We start from the raw sequence: 24,822 nt of genomic DNA on the forward strand, positions 1-24,822 counted from the left end.
GTTGTTGATCGTTTTGTTTTTCATTGTGTTCCTCATTGTTGCTCATTTGAGCGGAATTTGAATTTGTCTGTCGGGAAAGATAATTGCATTAAACGTGCCACTCGTATTTAAAAGGCTAACATCTTTCGTTTCAGTAGTTTACGGACATTATCCTGAATACACTCTGAAACGGAATTTCGTGATACAATGAAAATTCGTTGCAATTACAACGAAATATCGCTTCATTCGGGTCGGAGGTAGAATTTGAGCAGTAAAAAAATGATATTGGCTATTTCCGGCAGCACGCGGGAGTTCTCGACCAATCTAAACCTGATCAACGCGGCCGCCGACCTTGCATCTGACCGGTTTAACGTCACCATCTATCGGGGTCTGTTGGGACTGCCACAATTTAATCCGGACGATGACAATGAAAATGCGGGTGAACAAGTAGCCGATCTCCGCCGACAGCTCCGCGAAGCCAATGGCATACTCATATGCACACCGGAATACGCGATGGGCGTTCCCGGGACGCTTAAGAATGCGATCGACTGGACGGTTTCGTCCGCCGACTTTTACCACAAGCCGACGGCATTGATCACCGCCTCGTCGTCGGGTGAGAAAGGGCATGCGTCGCTGTTGGGAACGCTGAAAGTTATAGACGCAAAAATTACTGATGAGACACAATTGTTGATATCGCACGCAAAATTGAAAGTTAGTAATGAGTGCAAAATTACCGACGTTAAAACGTTGCTCGATGTCGAGACGCTGCTGTTCGCCTTCGACAAAGTGGTACAAAATAGTTTGGATAACGCATAAGAAGTTCGAGGAAGATCGCCGATGAGTTCAGAGATAGCATTTGATTCGATCAATGAGTTGATCGTCCGAAACAGCCCGGTAAAGGAAACTCTGCAGGCGATCGCTTCGCAAATGATAAAGCAAGAAGAAGTTGCTTTGGCGCGAATTTGGCTGATCGATAAGGGCGACATTTGCGACACTTGCGTCGTTCGTTCCGTTTGTCCTAGCCAAGAGCAATGCTTGCATCTCACCGCCAGTGAAGGCAGAAATCTGAATGGTGAGAAAGCTTGGTCGAATATCGACGGACGATTTGGTCGCTTCCCGATCGGTGTAAGAAAGGTCGGCCATGTCGCGCAGAGCGGTGAAGCGATCCACCTTCATGATCTGCTAACGACGGAAAGTTCATGGATAGCTGACCGAGATTGGATACACGCTGAAAAGATAAATGGCCTTGCCGCACACCCGCTTAAATTTCAAGATGATATTTTGGGTGTTATAGCGGTCTTTTCCCGGAAAAACATTAACCCGGAAAGCTTTGAATGGCTACGGGTATTTGCTGAACAGGCCTCGATCGCCATCGCAAATGCGCGTGCTTTCGAGGAGATAGACAAGCTCCGCAGCCAACTTAAGGAAGAGAATGAATACCTTCGCGAGGAGATCAGCGAAGCGACTCCGCACAAGTTTCTCATAGGCGAGAGCCCAGTTTGGACAAAGATCGTGCAGCAGATAGATCTGGTAGGTTCGTCGGACGCGACAGTTTTACTAACCGGCGAAAGCGGAACCGGCAAGGAAATGGTCGCCCGAGCTTTGCACGAAGCAGGCCCGCGGCGGGACAAGCCGCTTGTTCGCGTTAACTGTGCTGCGATCTCGCCCGAGCTTTTTGAGAGCGAATTCTTTGGCCATGTAAAAGGAGCCTTTACCGGGGCTTTTAAGGATCGCGTCGGGCGTTTTCAGCTGGCTGACGGTGGGACGATCTTTCTCGACGAAATGGGTGAACTTCCGCTCGCACTGCAGGGAAAGCTGCTGCGAGTACTTCAGGAAAGGCAGTTTGAACGCGTTGGTGACGACCGTACGCGCACGGTCAATGTTCGCGTGATCGCAGCGACAAACCGCGACCTATGGGCGGAGGTGGAAAAGGGAAGTTTTCGCCAGGATCTTTTTTATCGTATCAGCGTTTTTCCAATTCATTTACCGCCTCTTCGCGAACGGCCCGAGGATATCGCACCTCTGGCAAGACATTTTCTAGGTACATTGGCGGTCAAGTGCCAAAAGACGTCCTTAAAGCTATCGGCTCAAGACATCAGGATCCTACAAGGCTATTCGTTTCCGGGGAATGTGCGTGAACTGCAAAATATTATCGAACGAGCAGTTATCATGGCTCAAAGCAACCGGTTGAATTTTTCTCTTCCGCAGATAATCGATCGGCTCATCGACATTGATATGGGGCCGGAGGCAAACCCCAATATGACCAAAAATCGGATAAAAAACTATGAGGAATTGAAGGAATTGGAGCGGGAAAATCTGATCAATGCTCTTCGAGAAACTAACTACAAAATATACGGCATGGACGGAGCCGCCGAATTACTTCGAATCAAACCAACGACACTTATATCGAGGATCAAAGCGATGAAGATCTCGGTGCGGCCTTAGCTAAATCCCGGCTAAAGCGAAGATCAAGAGTCCAGGTCCTATGAAAAAAAGCAGTGAGACCATCCGTCTCACCGCTTCAAGGCTCTGTGGGGAGCTTGTTTATGAACCATGCTAGCTGGCTCGCCGTTAACACCGTCCATCACGTAATGCTCGAGAAAAGCGGCGGGGTGATCTGACCGATATGAGAACCGCAGGGGTAGCTATTATGATCGCCGGTATGACTATCGTGTCAACAGCGAAATAGGGTATGTCGATGGTAATTCTAGGTTAGAGACATTTGTACCGCCTCCTTTTCAGTCGTAGACAAGACTAAAAAATTTGCGGTAGATAGTTGATAGGAATCGACGGTGTAAGGTATGCTTCGTACGAGTCGAGGCGTCTGTGGCACGGTAAGGAAGTTCCTGAATTAGCATTCAAAGTTGGTTGCAGGTTGGTTGCAGCGTTGCTGATCACGGCTTATTAGTGTTGAATGGACATAGCCGTTAAGTTGTTGATTCTAAGAAGTTTTGAGCGGTTTTGACAAATTATACAAATCTACCTAAATCGCTTGGGGTGCGAGAGGTCGTGAGTTCAAATCTCGCCGTCCCGACCATTGTGGAAAAGGGCTTTCGAAGTGATCTTCGAAAGCCCTTTTTCTTTTCGCAACAGAATGCGGAGATAACGACTTTTGTTCTCCGCGAAGACAACACGGGCTTTTAGATGAATTTATGCAGGCGGTTCTGACTCGGCCGTTTCGGCGACGATGTCTTGGACGGGCGGGTACATTTTCTGTCGCAGCCGCACGATGATGAACTGGTTGAAGAAGACGACGGCGGCCACCACAGCGATCATGATCACGGCGACGAATGGGCCCAGGGCGAAGCTGCCGTCGAAGAGATTGTTTGTTTTCCTGAACGCAAAATAAGCTTGTTCAAGCCAGAAAAACCGGAGCACGACCATCGCGGCAAAGTACACGAACGTCACCCACATCGCCCACGATCGGTTAGTCGCCCAGAGGATCGCATTACCCAATAAAAGCAGGACGATCGTCGTCACCCAGAGCAGCGGCCATGCGAGGCCGGCGTGGTATTCGTAGCCGGCGGCAGCCGCGGCGGGAAGGCCGATGCTTTGGAGCCAGCTCCACGAATAAAAGACAAAAAAGCCCATCGCGACAAGCGACAGGCCCAAAATTGCTAGATAAATTTTGCTCAGCATACCGCAAGTTTTAACACGGAAATGCTTGAAGGCAAAACGCCGACGCGGTAAAACTTTAACCACATAGGAGCATAGAACCATAGGTTTGTTTCAAAACTATGTTTCCTATGTGGTTCAAATCCTTCTACTCCGGCTGGACGGTTAGATAGCTCGTCTGGCCGCGGCGGTTAACTAACAGCACGACCGACCGGTTGCCGGCTCCGTCGAGAGCTGCTCGAACATCGGCGACCGAGCTGACAGGCTTGCGATTGATCTCGAGGATCACGTCACCACGGGCGATACCGGATTCGGCGGCAGGGCCGTCCTGATCGACATCGGTCACGACAACACCTTCAGTTCCGTCGAGGCCGAGCTGTTTTGCAACCGCCGGCGAAACAGGCTCGAGGCTGAGGCCGAGTTTGCCGCCCTGGTTTTGCGGGCCCGGACCATCTTCGTTTCCGCCAGGTCCCGGCAATTTTTCACCGTCAAGCTTTGCTTCGTCGAGGGTGGCTGTCAGATCCACCTGCTTGCCGTCACGCTGCACTGTGATCTTGATCTCAGAGCCGGGCAGGGAACTCGCGACCTTGTTGCGGAGAACATTGCTATCCTCGATCTTTTCGCCGTTGATCGCGATGATCAGATCGTTCCGCTTGATGCCCGCCTTTTCAGCTGCCGAGCCGGTGCGTACGTTGCTGACGATCACGCCGCTGCGCGCTTCGAGGTCGAGCGATTTTGCCAATTCGTCGGTGACATTCTGGATGTTGATGCCGAGCTGTCCGCGGCGGACCCTGCCGTCTTTGATGAGCTGCTCCATGACCGATTTGGCCATGTTCGACGGGATCGAGAACGCGATACCGATGTTGCCGCCGCCGGCTCCGCCGGAGAGGATCTGCGAGTTGATGCCGATCAATTCCCCCGCCAGGTTGACGAGAGCTCCGCCGGAATTCCCGCGATTGATCGGTGCGTCTGTTTGTAGAAAATCTTCAAAGCTATTGCCGTCGCTCAGCCCGGTACGGCGGCCTTTTGCCGAAATAATTCCGGCCGTGACCGTCTGTCCGATGCCGAGCGGATTGCCGATCGCGAGCACGATATCGCCAACGCGAACGCTATCAGAATTTCCAAGATTCAAAAAGGGAAGGCCTTGGCCCTCGATCTTAAGTACCGCGAGATCGCTCGGCTGATCGGTGCCGACGACCTTGGCTTCGTACGATTTGTTGTCGCTCATCAGAACGGTGATCTTGTCTGCTCCATCGACAACGTGGTGATTTGTCAGGATCGAGCCGTCGGCTGAAACGAGAACGCCGGAACCCACGCCGCGTTCGACCTGAGGACGCCGATTCTGCTGCGGGAGCTGAAACTGCTTGAAGAAATCATCCGTGGGGCCTGGCTGGACCGAGGCTTTTGTCGCTTTATGTTCGGCCTCGATCCGGACGACCGCCGGCGAAGTTCGTTCCACAACGTCGGCGTACGACGTACGGTTGCCATCAACGACGAGCGGAGCTGCCGGAGCTGCTGCAGGTTGATTGACCGGCGGCGTTTCCGTGCCGCCAAGAAGCCCGGTCTTGCATCCCGAAACAACCGCAGCGGACGCAAAAACCGAGATCAGTACCAAATTTTTAATGCTCATTTCGAATGAATACCTCAATATCCCAATACTAAAATATGAATTATAACTCTGTCAGCTTAAAACATATCTCTTTTACGATGTAAACGTGCATGTTGTTCGAAAAAATGACTGGAGAGCATGCTCCCGCTTTCCAAGTGCTCAAAAGATCCGGGTAAAGTTCAAGTTGGAGAATGCCAGGCTTCTCACACGGCAGAAGCTGCCGTGTTGGCAAGCGGGACGATTGCGCTCCAGTCCGGTGCCGCGTTAGCAGGAGGAATGATTGCTCTTCAGTTGGTCAAAGATAGAAGCCGCAAAAACCATTCGACCTATCAGCCAAATACCTCTACCAATCAGGCCGTTTCCGGGCGAAACTACGTCGATCTATTTCGACCAATCTGCCCTTTCCGCTCACATTCGTTCGATAAACAGGGCGTTTTTTAAAAAGTGTGAAACGATTCACACTTTTCAGACGAAATTTGTCGCGAATAGGAAAGTGACAAAATCGGGGGAGCTTTATTTAAGTGTTTATGCCCTCGTTTTGGCTGTTATAAACACAAGAAAAGAGGCCGCGTTTGAACACAGCCTCTCTCTATCAAACAGGATCTTCGATCTAAGGAACGTCGATATTCATCTCTCTGCCAGAGAAGCTAAATGTCGGGCGTTTGCGGCCTTTCATGAACTTCGCGGCGGTCTGCGACAGTGCCGTGATGATCATCGGCAAGGCGATCGACGGGTCGCATGGGACGTAGGCGGTGGTTGCACCACGGATCAACTTTCCAAAGACCGAGGTGTGATTGCCGCCGTACGAGGGCGTGCGAATGTCGAGCGGAGCACTGTCCGTGGTGATCGAGATCGCGTATTTGTGCCCGCGGGGTGTCGTGCGGGTGATGTACGACGACATTTCGGCGATATTCACGATGTTCTGGCTGCTCGCACTGCCGAGCGAGATGATACCCGAATGACGCGTGCGCTGAGCGATAGTGCTCATTTCCATCGTATCCTGGGTCGTGTCGAACATGATCTGAACCTTCTTCTCAAATTTCGCTCTGGCGATGCCGATGGCGAGCTCCGATCCCGGAAGATCCGGGCAGAAAACCGGAATGCGAGCCTTGAATGCTGAGGTCAGAATACCGTCTTCGTGAGCGATCTCTGAGAGTTCGCGGCCAAGCAGGTGCAGGAATTCGCGAATCGAATACGGACGGCTGAGTTCGAGCTGGTTGATAACGCTGCCGATCCATTCGTCGGCTTCCTGATACTCTTCGCGGTTGGCCATTACATCGCCGAGGCGGAGAACGTCAGAGCCATCGAGCTCTTCGTCGCTCATGCTCGGGTGTGCCTGATAGTGATTGCGTCCGAGTATCTCGTGAATGTCGTGATACAGCACCGTTCCCGACATCACAATGACGTCGACAAAGCGGTTTTTGATCACGTAAGCCAGCAAACGACGCATTCCCGAGGTGATCAGGTTACCTGAACCGCAGAGGTAAATAGTCGAGTTGTCATCGAGCATATCGAGCCAGATGCGATGTGCTTCTGCAAGTTGCTTTGCTCCGAAACCGGCTCCTTCCATCTTTTCCAAAAGGCCCGCCACCGAGCGGTCTCTGTCGATCGGCACCGGACGTGTCGGAACCGTCAAAAATTTCGAAGCCTTTGTTTTCTTTTGAGCTACCATAAGTTTGTTTCTTTATTAATGTCTATATTCTGCGGCAGTTGGTGGAAGGCTGTTGGCGGGTTGCATATCATTCCGCTCACCGCGCTCTGCCTATTGCTTACTGCCATTCGGGGTCAGATATGTATAACTTTCGACCTGATCCTCGTAAAACTCTATTACCTTGCTGCCTTCCGTATTGGAAAGCTTACCTTCCTTGATCCGCTGCAGTACGGACTTTCTGAACGTGTCATGCAGCTGTCCCGGATCGAACCTGACCGAGCCAACAGCATCGCCGAGGGTCGCTCCGTAGATAACTTTTTTAATTATGTAACCGTCTTCACCAATAAAAACGTGGGCTTCGTGCGGCATTCCGAAAAGGTTATGGTTGTTGCCCATAACTTCCTGGTAAGCTCCGACCAGCATCATTGCTAAATAATATGGCTCATTTTTGACGAGCTTATGCAATTCCAACACGGGTTTGACGTCGTGAAGATCCACGAACTTATCCACAATCCCATCGGAATCACAGGTTATATCACAAAGCGTAGCATATTCTGTGGGCTTTTTGTTGAGTTTATGTATCGGGATGATCGGAAATAGTTGTTCAAGAGCCCAATTATCCGGCATCGAGCGAAAAACTGAGAAATTCGCAAGATATTTCGCACACATCAGTTGCCGAAGCTCGTCGAATTCTTCTGCAACGTACTTCTTAAGCTGGGCAAATTTGTCCGCCGCTTCGCAAATATCCCAAAAAAGGACCTCTCCTTTGCCCTTCGCCTCAAGAGAAATGAGGCCGAGATTGAACATCGTAAAAAGCTCATCCCGGTTCTCAATAGCGTCGTGGTAATACTCCCGGTAATTCTTAGCGTTGATCGTTTCCCGCAGATCGTGAAGCTCCTTCACGGTCGGCGGATCGTCGGCATTTAGAGTCAACGGGATCTTGCTGTCAACGACCGTTTCGATCTCATCCTGGATGTTTGTAACGAGGATCGCATGATATGCGGAGAGGTAGCGGCCCGATTCCTGAATAATGGTAGGATGCGGCACATTCTCGTCGTCGCAGACGGTTTTGATGACGTAAATTACATCATTTGCGAACTCGCGCGCGTTGTAATTTGCCGAAGATTCAAACGAAGTTCGCGAGCCATCGTAATCGACCGCCATACCGCCACCGACATCGAGATATTGGATGGGGATGCCCATTTTACTGATCTTGGCATAGGTCCGAGCGGCTTCCTTCATCGCATTCTTGATGCGTTTGATATCGGTTAGCTGCGACCCGATATGGAAATGAAGCAGGCGGAGCATGTCTATGCGTCCGGCTTCCTGCAAGCGGTGTATCACTTCCAGAATTTCGGTCGTCGTAAGGCCAAATTTCGCGGCCTCGCCTCCGGATTTTTCCCATTTTCCTGAACCTTTCGAATAGAGCTTAACGCGGACGCCGATCGTCGGGATCTGAGCATCGGGATTTTCGGCCTGGATCTTTTGAGCAAGGTCCATTGTGTGATCGAGTTCGCTAAGCTTCTCGATAACAATGACAACGTTCTTGCCGGCTGAAGCACCCGCAAACGCTAACTCGATGAATTCTCGATCCTTGAATCCGTTGAGGACGAGCAAGCTGTCTTTCGCCTGCTCGAGCCCGAGTGCTGCATAAAGTTCAGCTTTAGATCCGGCTTCGAGGCCAAAACTATACCGTGTGCCTTCACGAAGATATTCTTCGATCACGGCTCGATTAGAGTTGACCTTCATCGGGAACACGCAAAGATGTCCGCCTTCGTATTCAAATTCCTTGATCGATTTTCGAAAGGCTGTTTGAAGTTTTCGGATCTGGCCAAAAAGAAGCTGCGGGAAACGAAGAAGGACCGGAGTGTTGACCCCGCGTTTTCTTAGATCGTCAATTATTTCCTTGACGTCGGCAGTGAAGTTCTCATTCTCAGGAGCTCGAACGATCAGATTCCCTTTTCGGTTAACTCCAAAATAGTCAGCTCCCCAGTTGTCGATTCCGTACGTCTCAATACTTTGTTCAATTACAGTGCTCACCTATACCGATCTCCCGCAAATATGCCGAATAGAACATTATGCAACAAAACTTAATAGCTTAGTCAAAATCCTGAAAAAAACAAGCACAATATTTCAAAATGTCTTTCGCCCCGTCCACTTAACGCCTTGGCATAACCTTTGCAATGAGTAGGGCTCAGGAAGCGGCTTTAACGCCAACTACTGCGTGAAAGAGTATGTATTTGAGTCACTTTGGCCTAAATGAAACGAGATATATGCCGTATCTTGTCAAGAAACAGGTGCCAAAAAATGTCACTTTCGCGGTAAGCGTCGACGAAAACGAGGTGTTGAAAATGAGGAAAAAGCGTGAAAATGGATTCTCGCTGATCGAGTTATTAGTAGTTTGCGTTGTGATCGGGATAATTGCGACCATAGCGATCCCGTATCTCCGTAAGGCGGTCCATGCTACCGAAAATCGAAACACTCGAACAACTCTTAAAGCGGTAGCGACGAGCCAGCTGAGTTTCGTGACCACGAACAATCGCTATGCCCGTCTAACTGAGATCAATAATTTGATGAACGGAGCTGTCGGTACTGTATCAGGCAGTGATATTACCCGTGGCCAGTTCACGATCTCGATGGTTCCTCCGACTCCGACCGACGCTGAACTTCGAGCCGGATATATTATCAACGCGACCCGAAATGTCCCCGGCGAAGGCCTCTACATCTACGAAGTAACGGAAGCCGGACGCGTCCGTCAAGTACAGCCGCTATGCAGCGGCGATTGTGATTAAGCTGTTACTATCCCGCCCCGATAGGTACAAAAAATGAGTGTTTTTGAAGATCTGATCGTCGAACTGAAGCAGGAGAATCTACTCGAGCGAACCGTTATTGAAGAACAGCGGTTTGCTGAGCAAAATTTAGGATATCTTGACGAAACAGAAGTGCCGAATGTCGAATTCGAGTCTCCTTCTATGTTGCCCGGAGACGTCGACCTGAATGTAGTTCAGGTCGAGCTAGACGGCTATGACTCACATCTGCACGACACCGTCGTGCCCGAAGTGAAGCAGCCGGAGTCTCAGGTTCACAAAAAGCCGAGGAACGGACAGGAATTCTATCGCAAACGTGCGATGTCCGAGGTATCGAACCTGCAAATGGTCGAGCATGTGCTCACCGGCGTAGAGCGCGAATACATGAAGATCAAGCCGCGGGTCTTCGATGATTTTGCAACGAAAAAGGCGCTGAATAATTTTCTGCAGGTAACCGAGGACGAGAATTCAACGGAGCACAAAGAAGCTGAATTCAAATTGATGTCGGAGACTGAGGCCTGGTGTACGGCACTTTCGGAACGTGACCGTGACGTTCTGGTTTCTAATCTTCGCCAGTATTGCGAGAACTCGCGACCACCGCTTTCCTCACAGGCTTTGGTGGCACTGGCGAGATTCTATCGAAACCTACCGTACTCTGACACGGTCCGATCAAAATTCGATTTTGTCATTACGCGCCTTTTCTCACGTCCAGTTGCAAACGAAATGCGTACCGCATTTTTCACTCGCGATGAGACGCTTGCCCACATTCAGACTCTTTATCGTGACTGGTCCAGCATTGCTTATTATGGCGATGACGATGATGGATCGAAGGCTATGCTAACCGCCCTGAGTTTTGAGGATCTCGCGATCGAGGCTGAGAACGCCGGAAGTTTTGACCAATTGATCGAGAAGGAGTTCTTTGGCCGGGTCAGAACATTTAAAGACAGTATCGGCGAGATGTTCTATGCACCGAATGTTCTTGCCGCCGCGATCGACGCAAACGTCCGGATCGGAAATGCCTATGTAAAGCTGATCGACCGTGAGCGTCAAAGGATGGATGCCGAGAGCATTCACACCAAATATGGCGACTTGCACGACGATACCGTTTCCGAAGGTGTCGGCCGGACACTCGAACTCGTTGAGCTGTTAAGGTCTCCACTCAATAAGTCGGTGCAGATCGAAGATGTACCGCACGAGGAAGGTCAAACAGAAGCACGGGAATCCCGCCACGAGGCGGCAATTACTATCGAGTCCGCTCCGGCACGAGAACTACCTCCGTTCCTTCAAAAGCTAGTTGATCAGGTTCGTTCAATGAACCGCTTTATAGCTGTCAGTTCTGCAATACTCATAGCCCTTTCGATCGGTATTTACATTTATGCGAACTTCTTTGTCGCAGAAAAGGGGGTAACGGCCGAGGTTCGTGTAGTCGGTATCGAGGATGCACTCTACCGGGACTACATCGAGTCAGCCCGGGTAAGCAACGAGACTCTCTATGGGCTGCTGCTGCCAACCTGGGAGAATCTTTCGAAAGAAAAGAAGCAGGAAATACTCCAAAAGCTCTATCAGGACGGCAAGGATAAAGGATATTCGCAGGTCAACTTGATCAACAAGGACGGAAAACCAGCGGGCTTTGCATCAGCGACGCGGTTCGACATCATTTCGCACTGAGCGATCACACAAAAAACAAGAACGGCCGTCCGGAAGCTAATATCCCGGGCGGCCGTTCTTTTAAGTAGAAGCAAAGTTAGAACTCTGAACCAGCCGGCTTCTCAGCCTTACGGTTTTTGAATTTTTCCTCGAACTTCGTGTGCATTGCTGCGGCTTTCGCCTTTTGGTCGTCGGTCAGAAGGGCAAAGATCTGTGCCTTAACCCTTTCCCTTTCGACGATCATTTTGGCTGTCAGGTTACCCTGTTCGGCCGCCAAGGCCTCGACCTGAGCTTGGTCAAATTTCCCGTCCGTACCGAGGCTGCGGATCTTGTCGTGGTTTGCACGAGTCTGTTCCATCAGCGGATCTACGGTGGTTTTGGCTGCGTCCGTTATTTCCTTGACCTTTACTTTCTGCTCATCGGTCAGATCGAGGCCGCGAAGAGCCATCTCTATGCCGCCGCGATGGCCGCCCGGGCCGTTTCCGAATCCATGGCCGCCTTTTCCGCTCGATCGCTGTGCGATAACAAAGATCGAACCCGTTATAAGTATTACTGCTGCTGCGATTCCAAATATTATTTTCTTCATTGCTAACTCCTTAAGTATCATTCCTCGACAGCAGGATTATCTGCCGTCATAACGTATGACGAAATCATAGGCGGCGCGAATATGGGTAAATCGTCACGATGTGTAAAGAATTGTAAAACGCACCCCGCTGGGCTTGTTTTTGGCGTAGAATGCATCTTGTATGGACAAGATCCTGATCATCGACGACGACGAAGAGCTTTGCGAACTGGTATCTGAATACCTGACGGTCGAGGGCTTCGACATCTCGTCTGTAAACGACGGTGCAAGCGGACTTGCGGCGGCTCTTACCGGTGATTACGATATGGTTATCCTCGATGTGATGCTGCCGAAGATGAATGGCTTTGACGTTCTGCGGAATTTGCGCGAACAGTCAAAATTGCCCGTTATCATGCTGACCGCACGCGGCGACGATATGGAGCGTATCGTCGGGCTCGAGATCGGGGCTGACGATTATCTGCCGAAACCCTTCAACCCGCGAGAACTTGCGGCTCGGCTGCGTGCGATCTTACGCCGAACGGCTGTCGAAGAGGGCGACGCGGAGGCGAGCGAGAAGCTCGACATTGACGGTATCCAGATATCGCCTGCGTCCCGCATTGCGACGTGCGACGGCAGGGAACTGAACCTGACCTCGGTCGAATTCGAGCTTTTGATGGAATTGCTGAAAGAAGCCGGAAAGATCGTTAAAAAAGAAGACCTGAGCGAGAACGTGCTCGAGCGAAAGCTATCGCCGTACGATCGCAGCCTAGATATGCACATCAGCAATCTTCGCAAAAAGCTGGGCGAACGGGCCGACGGTACGGAACGCATAAAGACTATCCGCTCGGTTGGCTATATTTATACGCTGGTATGAAGCTATTTCTAAAAATTTTCCTGTGGTTTCTCGCGGCTGTCAGTTTGGTGGTCGTGGTCTTGATCTTTGTGACGCGGACATTCCAGACCGAGCCCATGGTCAGCCGTTTTGAGCGGTCGACGCGAAATCAGTTGACGGTTTATGGCGGTACCGCAAGCCAGATCGTTAAAGCGGAGGGAGAGGATGGACTTAAGACGTTCCTGACTCGGCTTAAGGATCTCGAACCACCGCGTCAAGTAAGCCTCGTTTCGAACGATGGCAAGGTATTTTTTGGCGACCCGGTCGAGGCTCCAGAAGTGGGCGAATTAACGACCCGAACAATGTCGAGCGGCCAGGTCGAGACGGATTTTAATTCGGAAGAACGCACTGTTGGAGCGGCCCCGGTGAATTTTCCTGACGGGCGCAGAATGGTCCTTGTTTTTCAATGGGAACGTCAGGCTCCCCCTTCTCTTTTTTGGGGATCGACGACCGCGTACACGCGTCTTGCCGGGATTCTTCTTACCGGTATTGTACTTTGCTACCTGCTTGCCCTTTATCTAACGTCGCCGATCCGCAAGCTTCGCGAGGCTACAAATAAACTTGCCGACGGCAATCTTGAGACCCGCGTGATTCCGAGTCTTGGCCGCCGTCGCGATGAGATCGGTGATCTCGCTCGAGACTTTAACATCATGGCGGAGAGGATCGAGTCGCTTATAACCTCTCAGCAGCGTTTGAATCGGGACATATCCCACGAATTACGCTCGCCTCTCGCCCGGCTCAATGTTGCTCTCGAGATCGCGAAGCAGAGATCAAATCCGGAAACGATGCCGATCTTTCAGCGCATCGAGGGGGAATCAAATCGGCTGAACGAGATGATCTCACGGCTCCTGACACTATCGAAGCTGGAAACCGGTGCCGATGATGTGGATCGGGTACGACTCGATTTTGCTGAATTGGTTCGCGATGTAGCCGCCGACGCCGAATTTGAGGCTCAAGCGAAAGGCAAACATGTCGAGGTTTCATCCGCTGACAGTTGCCCTGTCATCGGAAGTGAAAATCTTCTCCGCAGTGCCGTCGAGAATGTGTTACGAAACGCTGTTCGGTATACCCCGGAGAGAACGATCGTGGACGTATCGCTCACAAAAGAAAACGGCCACGCGATCTTGAAGATCTCAGACCACGGCGGCGGCGTTCCCGAGGAGGAGCTGCCAAACCTATTCCGTCCGTTCTATCGTGTTGGCGAAGCTCGGGAACGAAAGACAGGCGGCACCGGCCTTGGGTTGGCGATCGCCGAACGGGCTGTTAAAGCTCACAAGGGCACGATCACAGCACGCAACTACAACGGAGGGCTGCAAGTTGAGATCGGGATCAACACCGCCAAAAAAGGCGACGCTTAAGGCACAGCCGCTCTTGAAAGCAGCTGAAAAACCTACGGCGTTGATCGAGCCGCGATAAAAGAACGCACCGCTAAAATCACAAAGGCCAAACAGACCACTGCCATTGCAGCCTGCGACATAACGGCGGGCGACATGGTCAGTTCGCTCATCTTCATCAAGAGGCGGCCGGCCGTCATAAGAAATCCGACAAGGGCTATCACGACGGCTGCATGCATCAGGTGTTTTCTCAGCCCTTCATTGGACTTTGCGGCAAACCCGAGACCTTCCAATAGCGTTCCGAAGACGAACGGGATCAGAGCCGTGAGGCTGGCATTTCCGTTCATCATGCCGTAAACATAGCCCATGATCCCGATCATGGACAACAACATTCCACAAACTATAGCTGTAATTGGCATTGATGATCCTTATTTTTTCAGTATCGGCAAAATGATCGCCGAAGTATTCTTTCCACCCGTGTAGATCCTCTGTGTCGCGCTTCGGAAATCAGCCGCGGTCGTGACCTTATAATTTGGTACGAACTTCTGCGGATTCCGGGCGACAAGCGGGAACCATGTGCTTTGGATCTGAACCATGATCCGATGTCCTTTCTTGAATGTGTGCATAACGCCGGGCATCGTGAAGGCAAGCTTAGTTGGTTTATTCGGCGTTAACGCAACCCCTTTCTCAAATCCGTCGCGGAAACGTGCCGGCATGGGCTCACCCCGAAGGAGCATTTGATAACCGCCTGGCTGAAACACCGACCATGCCGAGCTTTGCGGCGGTCTCTGTCCTTCGGGATATCGGTAGTTATCTGGGAAAACGTCGATCAATTTCACGACGAAATCCGAATCTGTACCACTCGACGAAACAACCAGAGACGGCTTAATATCGCCCGCAACGGTTATGTCCTCGGTCAAAACGTCGCTCTGATAGACAAGAACGTCCGGACGGCCCGCGGCAAACCGCTGGTCTTCGGTCATAAAGTCACGTGGGTAATTCTGCGTGATCTTTTGTGTGTATGGAACAGGTTTCGAGGGATCCGAAACGTATTCGTTATAGCCTGGCGCGTTTGCGGGTGCCTTGAAGGAAAGTCCGCCTTTTTCAGTTAGATAAAGGGCCGTATCTGTGCTTGTCGTTGGCTCGTAATCGCTCAGGCCCCGCCATTCGTTCGAACCGGTGTCGAAAAGGTTAACCTCTTTTATCGCTGAGATATCGCCTTTGTCTTTCAGGAAGTGATTGAAAAAGGGAACTTCGAGATTTGCGCGGTAATATTCCCCGGTTTTCTGGCCAAAATATGCGGTTCCCAGCCAGTCGCCGTCATTGCGCGACCAGCCGCCGTGATCCCACGGGCCGACGACGAGGACGTTGAAAATTCCGGGATTCTGCTTTTCGATGTGCTGGTAGGTTTTGAGAGCTCCGTAAAGATCTTCGTTATCGTACCAACCGCCGACGGTCATGGTTGCGCAGCCGATATTCTTGAGTTTCGGTAGAATGTTGCGGTCCTTCCAGAACTGATCGTAATTCGGATGCTGCATCATTTCGTCCCAGAATTTGATGCGAACGCCCATGTTTTTTTCGTATTCGTCAGCGATCTCCTTGAGCCCGCCGGCTTTCAGGAAATAGTTATACGCGTCTGATGGCTGCGGGCCTGTCCAAGGTTTGAGATATTTAAAGTCGCTGTTCGGCGTTGGGCGATACTGGCCAAAGCTGGTGAAGAAGGAGAAGTTCTGAGTCAGAAATAGAGCACCATTGTGGTGCATGTCATCGCCGTGAAACCAATCGCTGACGGGAGCCTGCGGCGAACATGCCTTTAGTGCGGGGTGCGAATCGATCGAGCCGGCAGACGTGTAAAAACCCGGATACGAAATACCATAGGTTCCGACTCGCCCATTGTTGTTATCAACATTCTTGACCAGCCAATCGATCGTGTCATAGGTATCTGTCGACTCGTCTATTTTCGTTTTGTCGGTGTTTGCGATGTCGGGCCGCACATCCTGGAATTCGCCCTCGCTTATCGTCTTTCCGCGGACGTCCTGGTAGACAAAAATGTAGCCTTCCTTTGCAAAAAGCGCATCGGGGCCGAGTGATGTCTTGAATTTGTCCGCACCATAGGGGCCTACCGTGTATGGCGTACGGTTAAGCAGCATCGGGTATTTCTGCGACTTGTCCTTTGGCTCGTAGATCGCAGTGAAAAGCTTGATCCCGTCGCGAACAGGGATCATTACCTCACGTTTTGTGTAATTGTCTGTAATGTATTTTGCGAGTTCGTTCTGAGCCGCAGACGGTGCCTGAGCACTAGCCGATAACGCAAAGATGGTGACGAAAAGTGCAACGAAGATCGATTTGACGCGCATATTGACTCCAAAGAAAAAAGGCTGTGATAACAGCCTAATTCTCGCTTAAATCCGGGGTAAAAACAAGGAGGTCTATTTTCGCATCTCCTCGATCATATCCGAGATCGTTTGCTTTACGTGTGCCGTGACAGCCTCGTATTTCTCGTCGCCGGCGACAGCTATTTCAGTACCCTTTGCAGCAGCGAGAAACTCGCGGGCATAGATCGGTTTTCCGATCGTGATCTTCACTTTTGCAGGGCGGATCTTCCAGGAGTTGCGTGCCCAGACCTTGTAAAGACCGTCGATCGCGACAGGGACGATCGGCATGTCGAGTTCGGTTGCGAGTATCGCGGCGCCTTTTTTGAAGAGGTGCAGTTCGCCGTCGAACGCTCGCTCGCCCTCGGGATAAATGTTCAGCACTTTTCCGTTCTTGAGGCCGATCGCTCCGGATTTCATGGCTCGCATCAGTTCCGTGTCCGGGTTAACGGGCACGACATTCATCATTTTCGCTAAAGATCTCAGGAAAGAGCCCTCGAAAAACTCGCTGGCTCCAACGTGAAAAATGTTCTTGAAAAGACGATAAGGATAGTTGGAACAGAGGACAAAAGGATCAAGAAAACTCTGATGGTTCGGGCAGATAAGAAATGGTTTTGCTACGGTGCCGTCGGCATTCAGCGTCGTTAGCTCGGTCAGATTCTCCCTGCCTTTGACTTCAAGGAGCATGAACACGCGGCAAAAAAGATGAAAAAGTTTATAGACCGTAAACGCGAATACGGAAAAAAGAGGGCGAGCCTTAAGGACAGCCCTGACCTCCGGGAAATCTCCATCCGCATTTCGCACGATCTCGCCCCAATTCAGATCGAGCGACGCTGCGTCAGCATCGTCTCCGACATGACTTCGGATCATTTCGATGACGTTAGCCACCGTCAGTGCCTGAGCGGCTTCGTCACCGTTGAACTCTGTCGAAAATGCCTGTTCGAGCGATGCGAATGTCTCGGCACGGGCCAGGCTGTCGAGGCCGAGGTCGATCTCGAGATTCATATTCGGGTGAACAAGTTCAATATCCTTCGAGTTTTGTTTGATGGCCTGAACCACCGATCTTGCGATGTGAGATTCAATGAGAGCTTTATCGGCGTCGGAGAATTCCCACGCCTTGATCTCTTTTGCATCGGTCGCGATCACGCCGGACTCGATCTCTTTCTTAAGCTGAAATCGCTTGATCTTGTTGGTCGCGGTCCGCGGCAGCGGTTCAACGCGGATGATGTAGTCGCGGACGCGTTGATATTCCGGAAGGTCGCGGCCGAGCGTGTCGAGATTGTGGCGAACTGCTGCTTTTGAATTAGCGATCCCGTTCGCTTTGAGATACGCAAAATCGGGAACGACCACCGCGGCCAGCTTTTCGGCTCCGGCACGCGATTCAGTCTCGTCGGCGACGCCAATGACGGCAAGTTCCTCAACCATCGGCGATTTTAGATAATGGACCTCAATATCTTCCGGATGGACATTCTTGCCAGACGGCAAAACGATCACGTCCTTGGCCCGGCCAACGATGTAGAGAAAACCGTCTTTATCGAGCTTTCCAAGGTCTCCCGAATGGAACCAGCCATCCTCGGTAAACGCTTCCGCAGTAGCCGTAGGGTTCTGATAATAACCGTCGAAAACCATTGTCCCGCGTATCAGTACCTCGCCGACGCCATCTTTGTCCGGGTCCGCGATCTTTATTTCCGCGCCTCGCATCGGTTTTCCTACGGATCCGACGCGGTTATCGTCTTCCGGAGTTGCAGTCGCGGCTCCGCTCGTTTCAGTTAGGCCGTAGCCTTGAATAATGGTGAATCCGAGCCGATGAAAATCCTCAGCAACTGCCTCGTCAAACCTCGAACCGGCGGAGATCGCGATACGTAGCTCGCCGCCAAAAGATTCGTGAACCTGGCCGAAGAGTTTGGGGCCCAGATTGACGCCGAGTGAGTCGCGGAAAAAGCCGTTGGCGGCAAGCATGGTGCGAAACAACATCCGCACCGGTTTGGGTTTCGCCTCGACCGCGTCGAAGATCTTCTTATGAAATATGTACCAAAGGCGCGGTACTGTCGTGAGGATCGTCGGTTTGAAAACCTTCATCGACTCACTAAGTTCGGCGGGAGTTAGTTCCTTCAAATAACCGACCTGCGGGCCAAAAGTCGTGGCGACCCAGAGATTCACGATTTGCAGATACGCATGGAACAGCGGCAGCAGGCTCAGGATCCGTTCCTTATCGGATAGGCCCAAGATGTCATTTACGCCGGAAAGTTCACCGACAATGTTCCCGTGGGTCAAGGGAACGCCCTTCGGAGTTCCTGTCGTCCCGCTCGTATACATAAGCAGGGCGATATCCGGACCCTCCGCTTTAGGAATTTCAGCCGCGAAGGCTTCCGGAAAATCGGTAGAAGACCATTCTTCAAATTTTTGAAAGCCGTTCGTCGAATTCTCGAGATTCCAAACAACGGCGGGAATATGGCGGCCGAGCTTTTCTTCGATCTGTGAGAATCGGCCGGTTTGATCGGGCGAGAGGAAGGCGACTTTGGCTTCTGAGTTCTCAAGAAAGTTTGTTATCGTCTCGATCTCGCCATGCGGATCCAAAGGTACGCAAACGGCTCCGTGATAGAGCGTGCCAAGGTATGCGATCGCCCAGGATGGATGGTTTTCGCCGATCAATGCAACGCGGTCGCCGAACCCGACATTTTCCTGGCTCAGCCGATAGGCGATCGCCCGAACGCGCTTGAGCATTTCCGCAAACGTGTAAACCTCGGTATCGCTGCCGACGATCCTCATCGCGACTTTGTCAGGCCGTTGTTCGAACGAGTCGATCAACATTCTTAAAAATGATTGTGACATATGAATTCCGCCGCTATTGTGGTCTAAACTTTTAATAGTTTCAAGGCGAGATCGCGGGCCTGCGAGCGAATCTCAGGTATCGCGGTCGATTCCCACAGAATACCTTTGAGAGCGGTCCCGAGCGTGCGAACGACCTTCGAAGGCTCATCATTCTTGTCGATCACCCGTCCATCGGGCGTTGCTTCGATGCCCATGGCGAGTTCGTCGGGGCGAATATGGCGCCGCGCGATCAGATTCCTGACAAATTCGGAATCGATCCGCGTGAAATTTGCCTCAGAACCGATACAGTTGACCAGCACATCGCTTGCGACCGAATGCTCGACGCCGATCGTCTTAAATTTGATATCAAAACCGCCGTCCATCCCCACCGTTATGCTTTTCAATCTTCCTTTGAGTATCTCAAGCGACCCTTTCGCCTGCATTTCTTCGAGAATTGCAGCGGCTTCGCCGGGCATGCGGTGACGGGCAACATTCCAGTAGCGGCTTAAATGCTGCTTGAAATAGCGTTTTTCCGCGGTCGGCAGGCCGAGCCAAAGCTGTTGTGTAGCAGGCCGCAGGCTGTCGATGACCGCACGCCAATTGCTTCCGGTCGCCTCGGCTTGTTTCATGTGCCGGAGCACGGTTTTTAGGATGTCGGTAATGCGGTCTGTAGTTTTTAGTTCGTTCGAAAAGTCGGGGTACGTGAAGCCTAATTTATGCACCGCCGGAAGCAATCCGCGGGTCGAGATCGCCGATATTTTGCCGCGATGGCCGTGTTTATTGAGATGAAGTGCGACGTCGATCATCGACAATCCGGTCCCAACAATAAAGACGGAATCGTCCGGATCTAACGAATCGTAAAGCCGGGAACTCCACGGATCCTGAAAATACCGCTCCGAATCCACGAAACTTAGATCACCGACGCTCGGATGCGGTGGTTTGAAATTGCCGAAAGCAAGTACAACGTGACTCGATGGCAAGACCTCGCCCGAACGGAGCATCACCTCTGCTGAATCCCCGTTGACGGACATATCAACTGCTTCGTCATCCATCAGATTCAATCGAATGTTTGCCGGGACGTTCTCTGTCGCCTTTGTGAATACATCGCGGAGATATTCGCCATACTTTACGCGCGGTACGAAGTCATGCGAGTCGTATGCGAAGCCTTTCTCGGTCAGCCATTTATGAAAATCGTCGATGTCGTCAGGGAATGCTCCCATGCGGCCGGCCGGAACATTGAGCAAGTGCGAATCCCGCGTCGTGCCGAACGCCACACCGCGGCCGATCTTTGCGCGGCGTTCGACGAGGTTTATCTCGATTTCGCGCCCACCCGCGTGCCGCAAGAGGTTGACCATCAGCAGTGTTCCACTCGCGCCGCCGCCGATTATCGTGATTCTCTTCATATTCAAAATGATTCAAGTGTGAGCGATCCTTGTTTAAAGCACTTATGCTATTTAAAGCACTTGTGCTGTTTAAAGCGTTTTCTTGTTTAAAGCACTTTCTTTTTTAAAGCAGTTTAAAGCAAGCGTTTCGGTTTAATGTTTAAAGCTTTAAAGCATTCGTTTCAATCTGCTTGTTTAAAGCACCTGTTTAGGCGAAAGATACTGCTTCTCACTGAACATAGAAAAAGGCCGTGAAGCACACCTCACGACCTCAAGAAACGTAGTGCCCTCCTTCGTTTATGTCTACGGAGTTAGCTGCCGGGCTGGAAGCGAAGAAGTCTTCTTCTGAATATCAGATTAGCCCCGGATCGTTAAACTGCACGACCTGTTGGTTCCCCCGTGCGATGAGTTAATAAACTGACCGCTTCGACGATCTATTTGACGAGAAGTGTAGCGAAATGAGTGACCAGAAGCAAGAAAATCATTTGTGATGAATGGCGAGGGAAAGTATACGAAAAAGTCTTTACGAAATTCGCCCGGGTAAGATATGCTGAGACTCCATGTCACCGATCACAATTACACTTATCCTGTTGGTCGTCGCCATCATACTTTTTTCTACGGAAAGAATACCGGTCGACATCGTGGGCCTGCTTTTGGTTATGGCTCTCGTGTTTACACAGGTTTTGACCGCACAGCAGGCTCTTGCGGGGTTCGGAAACGATATAATAATTACTATCGGTGGCTTGTTCATCCTCGTTGGTGGGTTAGCTAAGACCGGGGTCGTCGACCTGATCGGCCGCCGCATGCACGGTATAGCCGGTGACAATGTCTTTATTCTAACGGCCCTTATTATGATCGCAGCGGCGGTTAGCGCTTCGGTTCTTAAAAATACGACGACGACAGCGATGTTCTTACCAATCGTAATTGGGCTAGCTGCAAAATCAAAAGTACCTACCTCCAAATTGCTCATGCCGCTTGCCTTTGGGGCGATCCTCGGCGGTAGCTGCACCCTGATTGGAACTTCAACCAATCTCGCAGTCAGCGGAACGATCCAGCGTTATGGCCTCGAACCTTTCTCGATGTTCGAGCTTGCACCTGTCGGAATTGTAACGCTGTGCGCGGGGACTATTTACATGCTCATCGTCGGACGAAAGCTGCTTCCATCCCGCGGAGTAGAGGAGTCTTTGACCGAGCAATATAAGATGCGCGAGTACATTTCGGAGCTGATCGTCTTACCGGATTCGCCATTGGTGGGCCAAACGATAAGCGAGGCTGACCTTAACCGGAGACTCGATCTCAACGTTCTTGGGATCATACGGACCGGCCAGAAGATAAATGCGCCGGGTGCGTCGGAACGAATACGGCGCCGTGATTCGTTGATCGTGGAAGGAGCGATAAGCGATATCCTGCGCGTCAAGGAAGAAGCGGGGCTGGAGATCAAACCAGATTTTTTGCTCTCCGACACTGAGCTCGAGGGTAATAACGTCGAGTTGTTCGAGGTTCTTGTCGCCCGCAACTCTCGTTTGTCAGAACAAACTCTGAAAACGCTCGGTTTCCGCGAGCGTTATAACTTAACGGTACTGGCCATAAATCGTCACGGAAGGACATTCGTCAACAAACTGAGTGACGTAAGGCTTGCTTTTGGCGACGTCTTGCTCGTTCAGGGGAGGCGAACGGGAATCGATGTCTTAGTAGGCGATAATGATGTCCTAATGCTCGAAGATCTTACGGACACCAATCCACGGATCGAAAAGCGTAAATGGGCGATATCAGCGTTTTTACTTTTTCTCGGCCTCTCGCTTTCACAGGTCATCACCGGCATCGAGGTCCCCTTACCAATTGCAGTGCTTTGCGGCGTAATGCTTTTACTTGCGACGAAAACCGTACATCATAACGAGATGTATTCGCTCGTGGGATTTCGCGTTCTTGTTCTAATCGCGTGCATGATGAGTTTTGGCGTTGCAATGGAAACTACCGGGGCCGACAAGATGCTGGCCGATATTATTAATTTACAACTTGGTCAATTTGGTCCGACGGCGGTTCTTGCAGGCTTTTTCGTCTTGACTGTCATTCTAACCCAGCCAATGTCAAATCAGGCCGCTGCCTTGGTCGTGCTGCCGGTCGCGGTGAAATCAGCCATCGCCCTTGGTGTCAATCCAAGAACCTTCATCATTGCCATCACATATGCGGCGAGTTTCTCGTTTATCACGCCTCTTGAACCAGCTTCGGTTCTTGTCTACACCCCTGGCCGTTACCGGTTTCTGGACTTCGTAAAGGTAGGTACCGCTTTAACGGTGATCGTCTTTATTGTCACTCTGGTACTCGTGCCGATAATCTGGCCATTGTGAAGCAGGACTAGAACTTGATCTTCCACCCGGTACCCAGCACATGGCTGACAGCAGGGTGCGAAAAATTGTCGTCCTGCCGCAGATAGTAGAGATCGACTGACAGCTTCTTCGTCAGAGTTTTATTTACGCCAAGAGAGAGGCGGTTTCGCGAGAAGCGGCCTGATGCCGAATCGTAAAATGGCTCTTCGGTGACGTAAACTTTGAGTCCCTTGACCCAGCGATCCGGCAGGTGTTTATCTACTGTAACGGACGGCCGATATCGCCATGTATTGCCGCTCGCACGGTGCCGATATTCGATTTGGCTGCGATGAGTGAGGCCGAATGATCTTGTTGGAAAACGGTAGGTTACGCCGAGGCTTAATCGGTCTTCCCGTTTGAATACGCCGGCGGAATTGCGGGTCTGAATAAATAGATACGCTGGAGCGATCGACACGCTCTTGTTTGGCTTGAAAATAAATCCACCGCCTACGCGGCCCTCGTGCAGGGTAGTGACGTTTTTATCAAAGCGAAAAGTGACCGGAATGTAAAGATCGACCTTTTTGTTAAGCGGAACAGTCACACTCAAATCGTTCCACGACTGGATATCGTCATCGTCGACTGGTGTCGGCGTCGGGGTTTGGGCGACTGCGGCCTGGGCCGTCATCGCGATGAGCGCGATGAGCGCGATGAGCAATAAATATTTGAAAAATTGCATTCCGTAGACATCCGGTCAAAAACCGCCGAAGATGTTACAGAAGTGTAACGAAAATGTTACAAAACTCAAAAGGGTTGCGACAATTCTAGACTTTTGATCTGGGAATGCGGACGCGGATGGCGTTGGGAACCACTTGGTAAACGGCCGGGAGTCTGCCCGGCATTTCGCCGTCGGTTTCGAGCAGGATCTCGTGAGATGGATCGAGAGCCGAGACCTCGATCTTTTTAGCCAGTGTGCTGTTAACCTCGTTGATGCTGAGGTGCGTGCCCTTGTAGAGTGAATAGGCGTTAAAAATGATCTTAGCCGTGCTCATATCGCCAACGTTGATGACATCGAGCAGTCCATCGTTGATCTTGGCGTCCGGGGCGATCATCATTCCACCGCCGAAAAATCGGGAGTTGGCGATGCAGAGACAAAGTGTTTGCATCGTGTGTTCGTCGCCATCGTCGATCCTGACCCGAACTGTCGCGGCGTCCGGGGCAATAACTTCCTGAAGGGCCGACATGGCAAAATTCGCTTTTCCGCGAAGTCCTTCGATCGGCATCCAGTCAAAGATCTTCGTGCTTTTCACGCGTTTTATTACCGAAGCAGCTAGCCCGACCGACGAGATATTGAGAAAGTATCGGCTCACGGTCTCGCCGTCATGGTCCTGAAACGAAACAAGCCCCGCGTCCATCAATCTTGTCTCGCCGTTGCGAAGAGCAACCGCGGCCTCGCGATTGGACAGCGGAAGCCCGAGTGTACGCCGAAGATCGCCGCCTGTTCCCGACGGCAAAACGCCGAGTTCGACGTCCTTGCCTGACCTGAGAATGCCGTTTGCGACCTCATTTATCGTGCCATCACCGCCGCAGGCAATGATAAACTTACGACCCTCTCGAGATGCGCGTTCCGCGATAGTGATCCCATCACCCGGTGATTTTGTAAAGGCAACAGTGAACGGCCCGAAATGAGCCCGCAACTCACTCGCCGTCAACGACCATTTCTCACGCGTCGCCCCCGAAGCCGATTTCGGATTAACGATGATCAGCGGCAGCGTAGAGTCAGATGATGAAGTTTTATCAGACGATCTTGCCAAAATGATAAAGAGTTCGGAACGATAACGGTCCGAACTCTAGCTTA

At 51.3% G+C, this 24,822-nt stretch carries 18 protein-coding genes; 7 read left to right on the plus strand and 11 right to left on the minus strand.

Annotation, left to right across the window (positions count from 1 at the left end):
* Positions 1 to 258 precede the first annotated feature (258 nt).
* Positions 259 to 795 carry an NAD(P)H-dependent oxidoreductase gene (locus tag IPG22_17730; protein ID MBK6590128.1) on the plus strand — a complete coding sequence of 179 codons (537 nt, stop codon included), beginning with the start codon at positions 259 to 261 and terminating at the stop codon, positions 793 to 795.
* Between the two features lie 21 nt (positions 796 to 816).
* The gene (locus IPG22_17735) at positions 817 to 2,424 is read left to right on the plus strand and encodes a sigma 54-interacting transcriptional regulator (GenBank protein ID MBK6590129.1); all 1,608 of its coding nucleotides are present in this window, start codon (positions 817 to 819) and stop codon (positions 2,422 to 2,424) included.
* 705 nt (positions 2,425 to 3,129) lie between these two features.
* On the opposite strand, the gene IPG22_17740 is transcribed toward IPG22_17735, so the two are convergent.
* The 4 genes from IPG22_17740 to speA form a co-directional block, all read right to left on the minus strand.
* Complete coding sequence (locus IPG22_17740; protein MBK6590130.1) at positions 3,130 to 3,618, minus strand: hypothetical protein; 489 nt, start codon at positions 3,616 to 3,618, stop codon at positions 3,130 to 3,132.
* Between the two features lie 124 nt (positions 3,619 to 3,742).
* A complete protein-coding gene (locus tag IPG22_17745) occupies positions 3,743 to 5,224 on the minus strand; it encodes a Do family serine endopeptidase (GenBank protein ID MBK6590131.1) in 1,482 nt (493 codons plus the stop codon).
* A gap of 589 nt (positions 5,225 to 5,813) precedes the next feature.
* Positions 5,814 to 6,875 (minus strand): deoxyhypusine synthase family protein, encoded by a 1,062-nt coding sequence (locus tag IPG22_17750; GenBank protein ID MBK6590132.1) that lies wholly within the window; start codon positions 6,873 to 6,875, stop codon positions 5,814 to 5,816.
* A gap of 90 nt (positions 6,876 to 6,965) precedes the next feature.
* Complete coding sequence (gene speA / locus IPG22_17755) at positions 6,966 to 8,894, minus strand: biosynthetic arginine decarboxylase (protein ID MBK6590133.1); 1,929 nt, start codon at positions 8,892 to 8,894, stop codon at positions 6,966 to 6,968.
* 233 nt (positions 8,895 to 9,127) lie between these two features.
* On the opposite strand from speA, the gene IPG22_17760 reads away from it, so the two are divergent.
* Both IPG22_17760 and IPG22_17765 read left to right on the plus strand, forming a co-directional pair.
* On the plus strand, positions 9,128 to 9,646 hold the full coding sequence (locus IPG22_17760) for a type II secretion system protein (protein ID MBK6590134.1): 519 nt from the start codon (positions 9,128 to 9,130) through the stop codon (positions 9,644 to 9,646).
* A 33-nt stretch (positions 9,647 to 9,679) separates the two neighbouring features.
* Positions 9,680 to 11,329 carry a hypothetical protein gene (locus IPG22_17765; protein MBK6590135.1) on the plus strand — a complete coding sequence of 550 codons (1,650 nt, stop codon included), beginning with the start codon at positions 9,680 to 9,682 and terminating at the stop codon, positions 11,327 to 11,329.
* A gap of 76 nt (positions 11,330 to 11,405) precedes the next feature.
* Here the strand turns inward: IPG22_17765 and IPG22_17770 are convergent, their stop codons facing one another.
* Positions 11,406 to 11,894: a Spy/CpxP family protein refolding chaperone gene (locus IPG22_17770; protein ID MBK6590136.1), complete on the minus strand. Its 489-nt coding sequence runs from the start codon at positions 11,892 to 11,894 to the stop codon at positions 11,406 to 11,408.
* A 160-nt stretch (positions 11,895 to 12,054) separates the two neighbouring features.
* On the opposite strand from IPG22_17770, the gene IPG22_17775 reads away from it, so the two are divergent.
* Positions 12,055 to 12,744, plus strand: coding sequence for a response regulator (locus IPG22_17775; GenBank protein MBK6590137.1), 690 nt, complete (start codon positions 12,055 to 12,057; stop codon positions 12,742 to 12,744).
* A complete protein-coding gene (locus IPG22_17780; GenBank protein MBK6590138.1) occupies positions 12,741 to 14,120 on the plus strand; it encodes a HAMP domain-containing protein in 1,380 nt (459 codons plus the stop codon). The genes IPG22_17775 and IPG22_17780 overlap by 4 nt, the downstream gene beginning before the upstream one ends.
* A 32-nt stretch (positions 14,121 to 14,152) precedes the next feature.
* On the opposite strand, the gene IPG22_17785 is transcribed toward IPG22_17780, so the two are convergent.
* The 4 genes from IPG22_17785 to IPG22_17800 all read right to left on the minus strand — a co-directional run bounded on the left by IPG22_17785 (position 14,153) and on the right by IPG22_17800 (position 20,682).
* Positions 14,153 to 14,515, minus strand: coding sequence for a hypothetical protein (locus IPG22_17785; GenBank protein ID MBK6590139.1), 363 nt, complete (start codon positions 14,513 to 14,515; stop codon positions 14,153 to 14,155).
* A 9-nt stretch (positions 14,516 to 14,524) separates the two neighbouring features.
* Complete coding sequence (locus tag IPG22_17790) at positions 14,525 to 16,453, minus strand: CocE/NonD family hydrolase (protein ID MBK6590140.1); 1,929 nt, start codon at positions 16,451 to 16,453, stop codon at positions 14,525 to 14,527.
* Positions 16,454 to 16,525: 72 nt separating this feature from the next.
* The gene (locus tag IPG22_17795; GenBank protein MBK6590141.1) at positions 16,526 to 19,300 is read right to left on the minus strand and encodes an AMP-binding protein; all 2,775 of its coding nucleotides are present in this window, start codon (positions 19,298 to 19,300) and stop codon (positions 16,526 to 16,528) included.
* A 23-nt stretch (positions 19,301 to 19,323) separates the two neighbouring features.
* The gene (locus IPG22_17800) at positions 19,324 to 20,682 is read right to left on the minus strand and encodes an FAD/NAD(P)-binding protein (protein MBK6590142.1); all 1,359 of its coding nucleotides are present in this window, start codon (positions 20,680 to 20,682) and stop codon (positions 19,324 to 19,326) included.
* Between the two features lie 539 nt (positions 20,683 to 21,221).
* Here IPG22_17800 and IPG22_17805 point away from each other — a divergent pair.
* Entirely contained in the window at positions 21,222 to 23,009 is a 1,788-nt protein-coding gene (locus tag IPG22_17805) for an SLC13 family permease (protein ID MBK6590143.1), read from the plus strand.
* A gap of 7 nt (positions 23,010 to 23,016) precedes the next feature.
* Here IPG22_17805 and IPG22_17810 read toward each other — a convergent pair whose 3' ends face one another.
* Together IPG22_17810 and IPG22_17815 are read right to left on the minus strand one after the other, a co-directional pair.
* Positions 23,017 to 23,703, minus strand: coding sequence for a DUF2490 domain-containing protein (locus IPG22_17810; protein MBK6590144.1), 687 nt, complete (start codon positions 23,701 to 23,703; stop codon positions 23,017 to 23,019).
* A gap of 85 nt (positions 23,704 to 23,788) precedes the next feature.
* Positions 23,789 to 24,778 carry a diacylglycerol kinase family lipid kinase gene (locus IPG22_17815; protein ID MBK6590145.1) on the minus strand — a complete coding sequence of 330 codons (990 nt, stop codon included), beginning with the start codon at positions 24,776 to 24,778 and terminating at the stop codon, positions 23,789 to 23,791.
* Positions 24,779 to 24,822: the final 44 nt, after the last annotated feature.

The organism is Acidobacteriota bacterium (genome assembly GCA_016703965.1).
Classification (GTDB): Bacteria; Acidobacteriota; Blastocatellia; order Pyrinomonadales; family Pyrinomonadaceae; genus OLB17.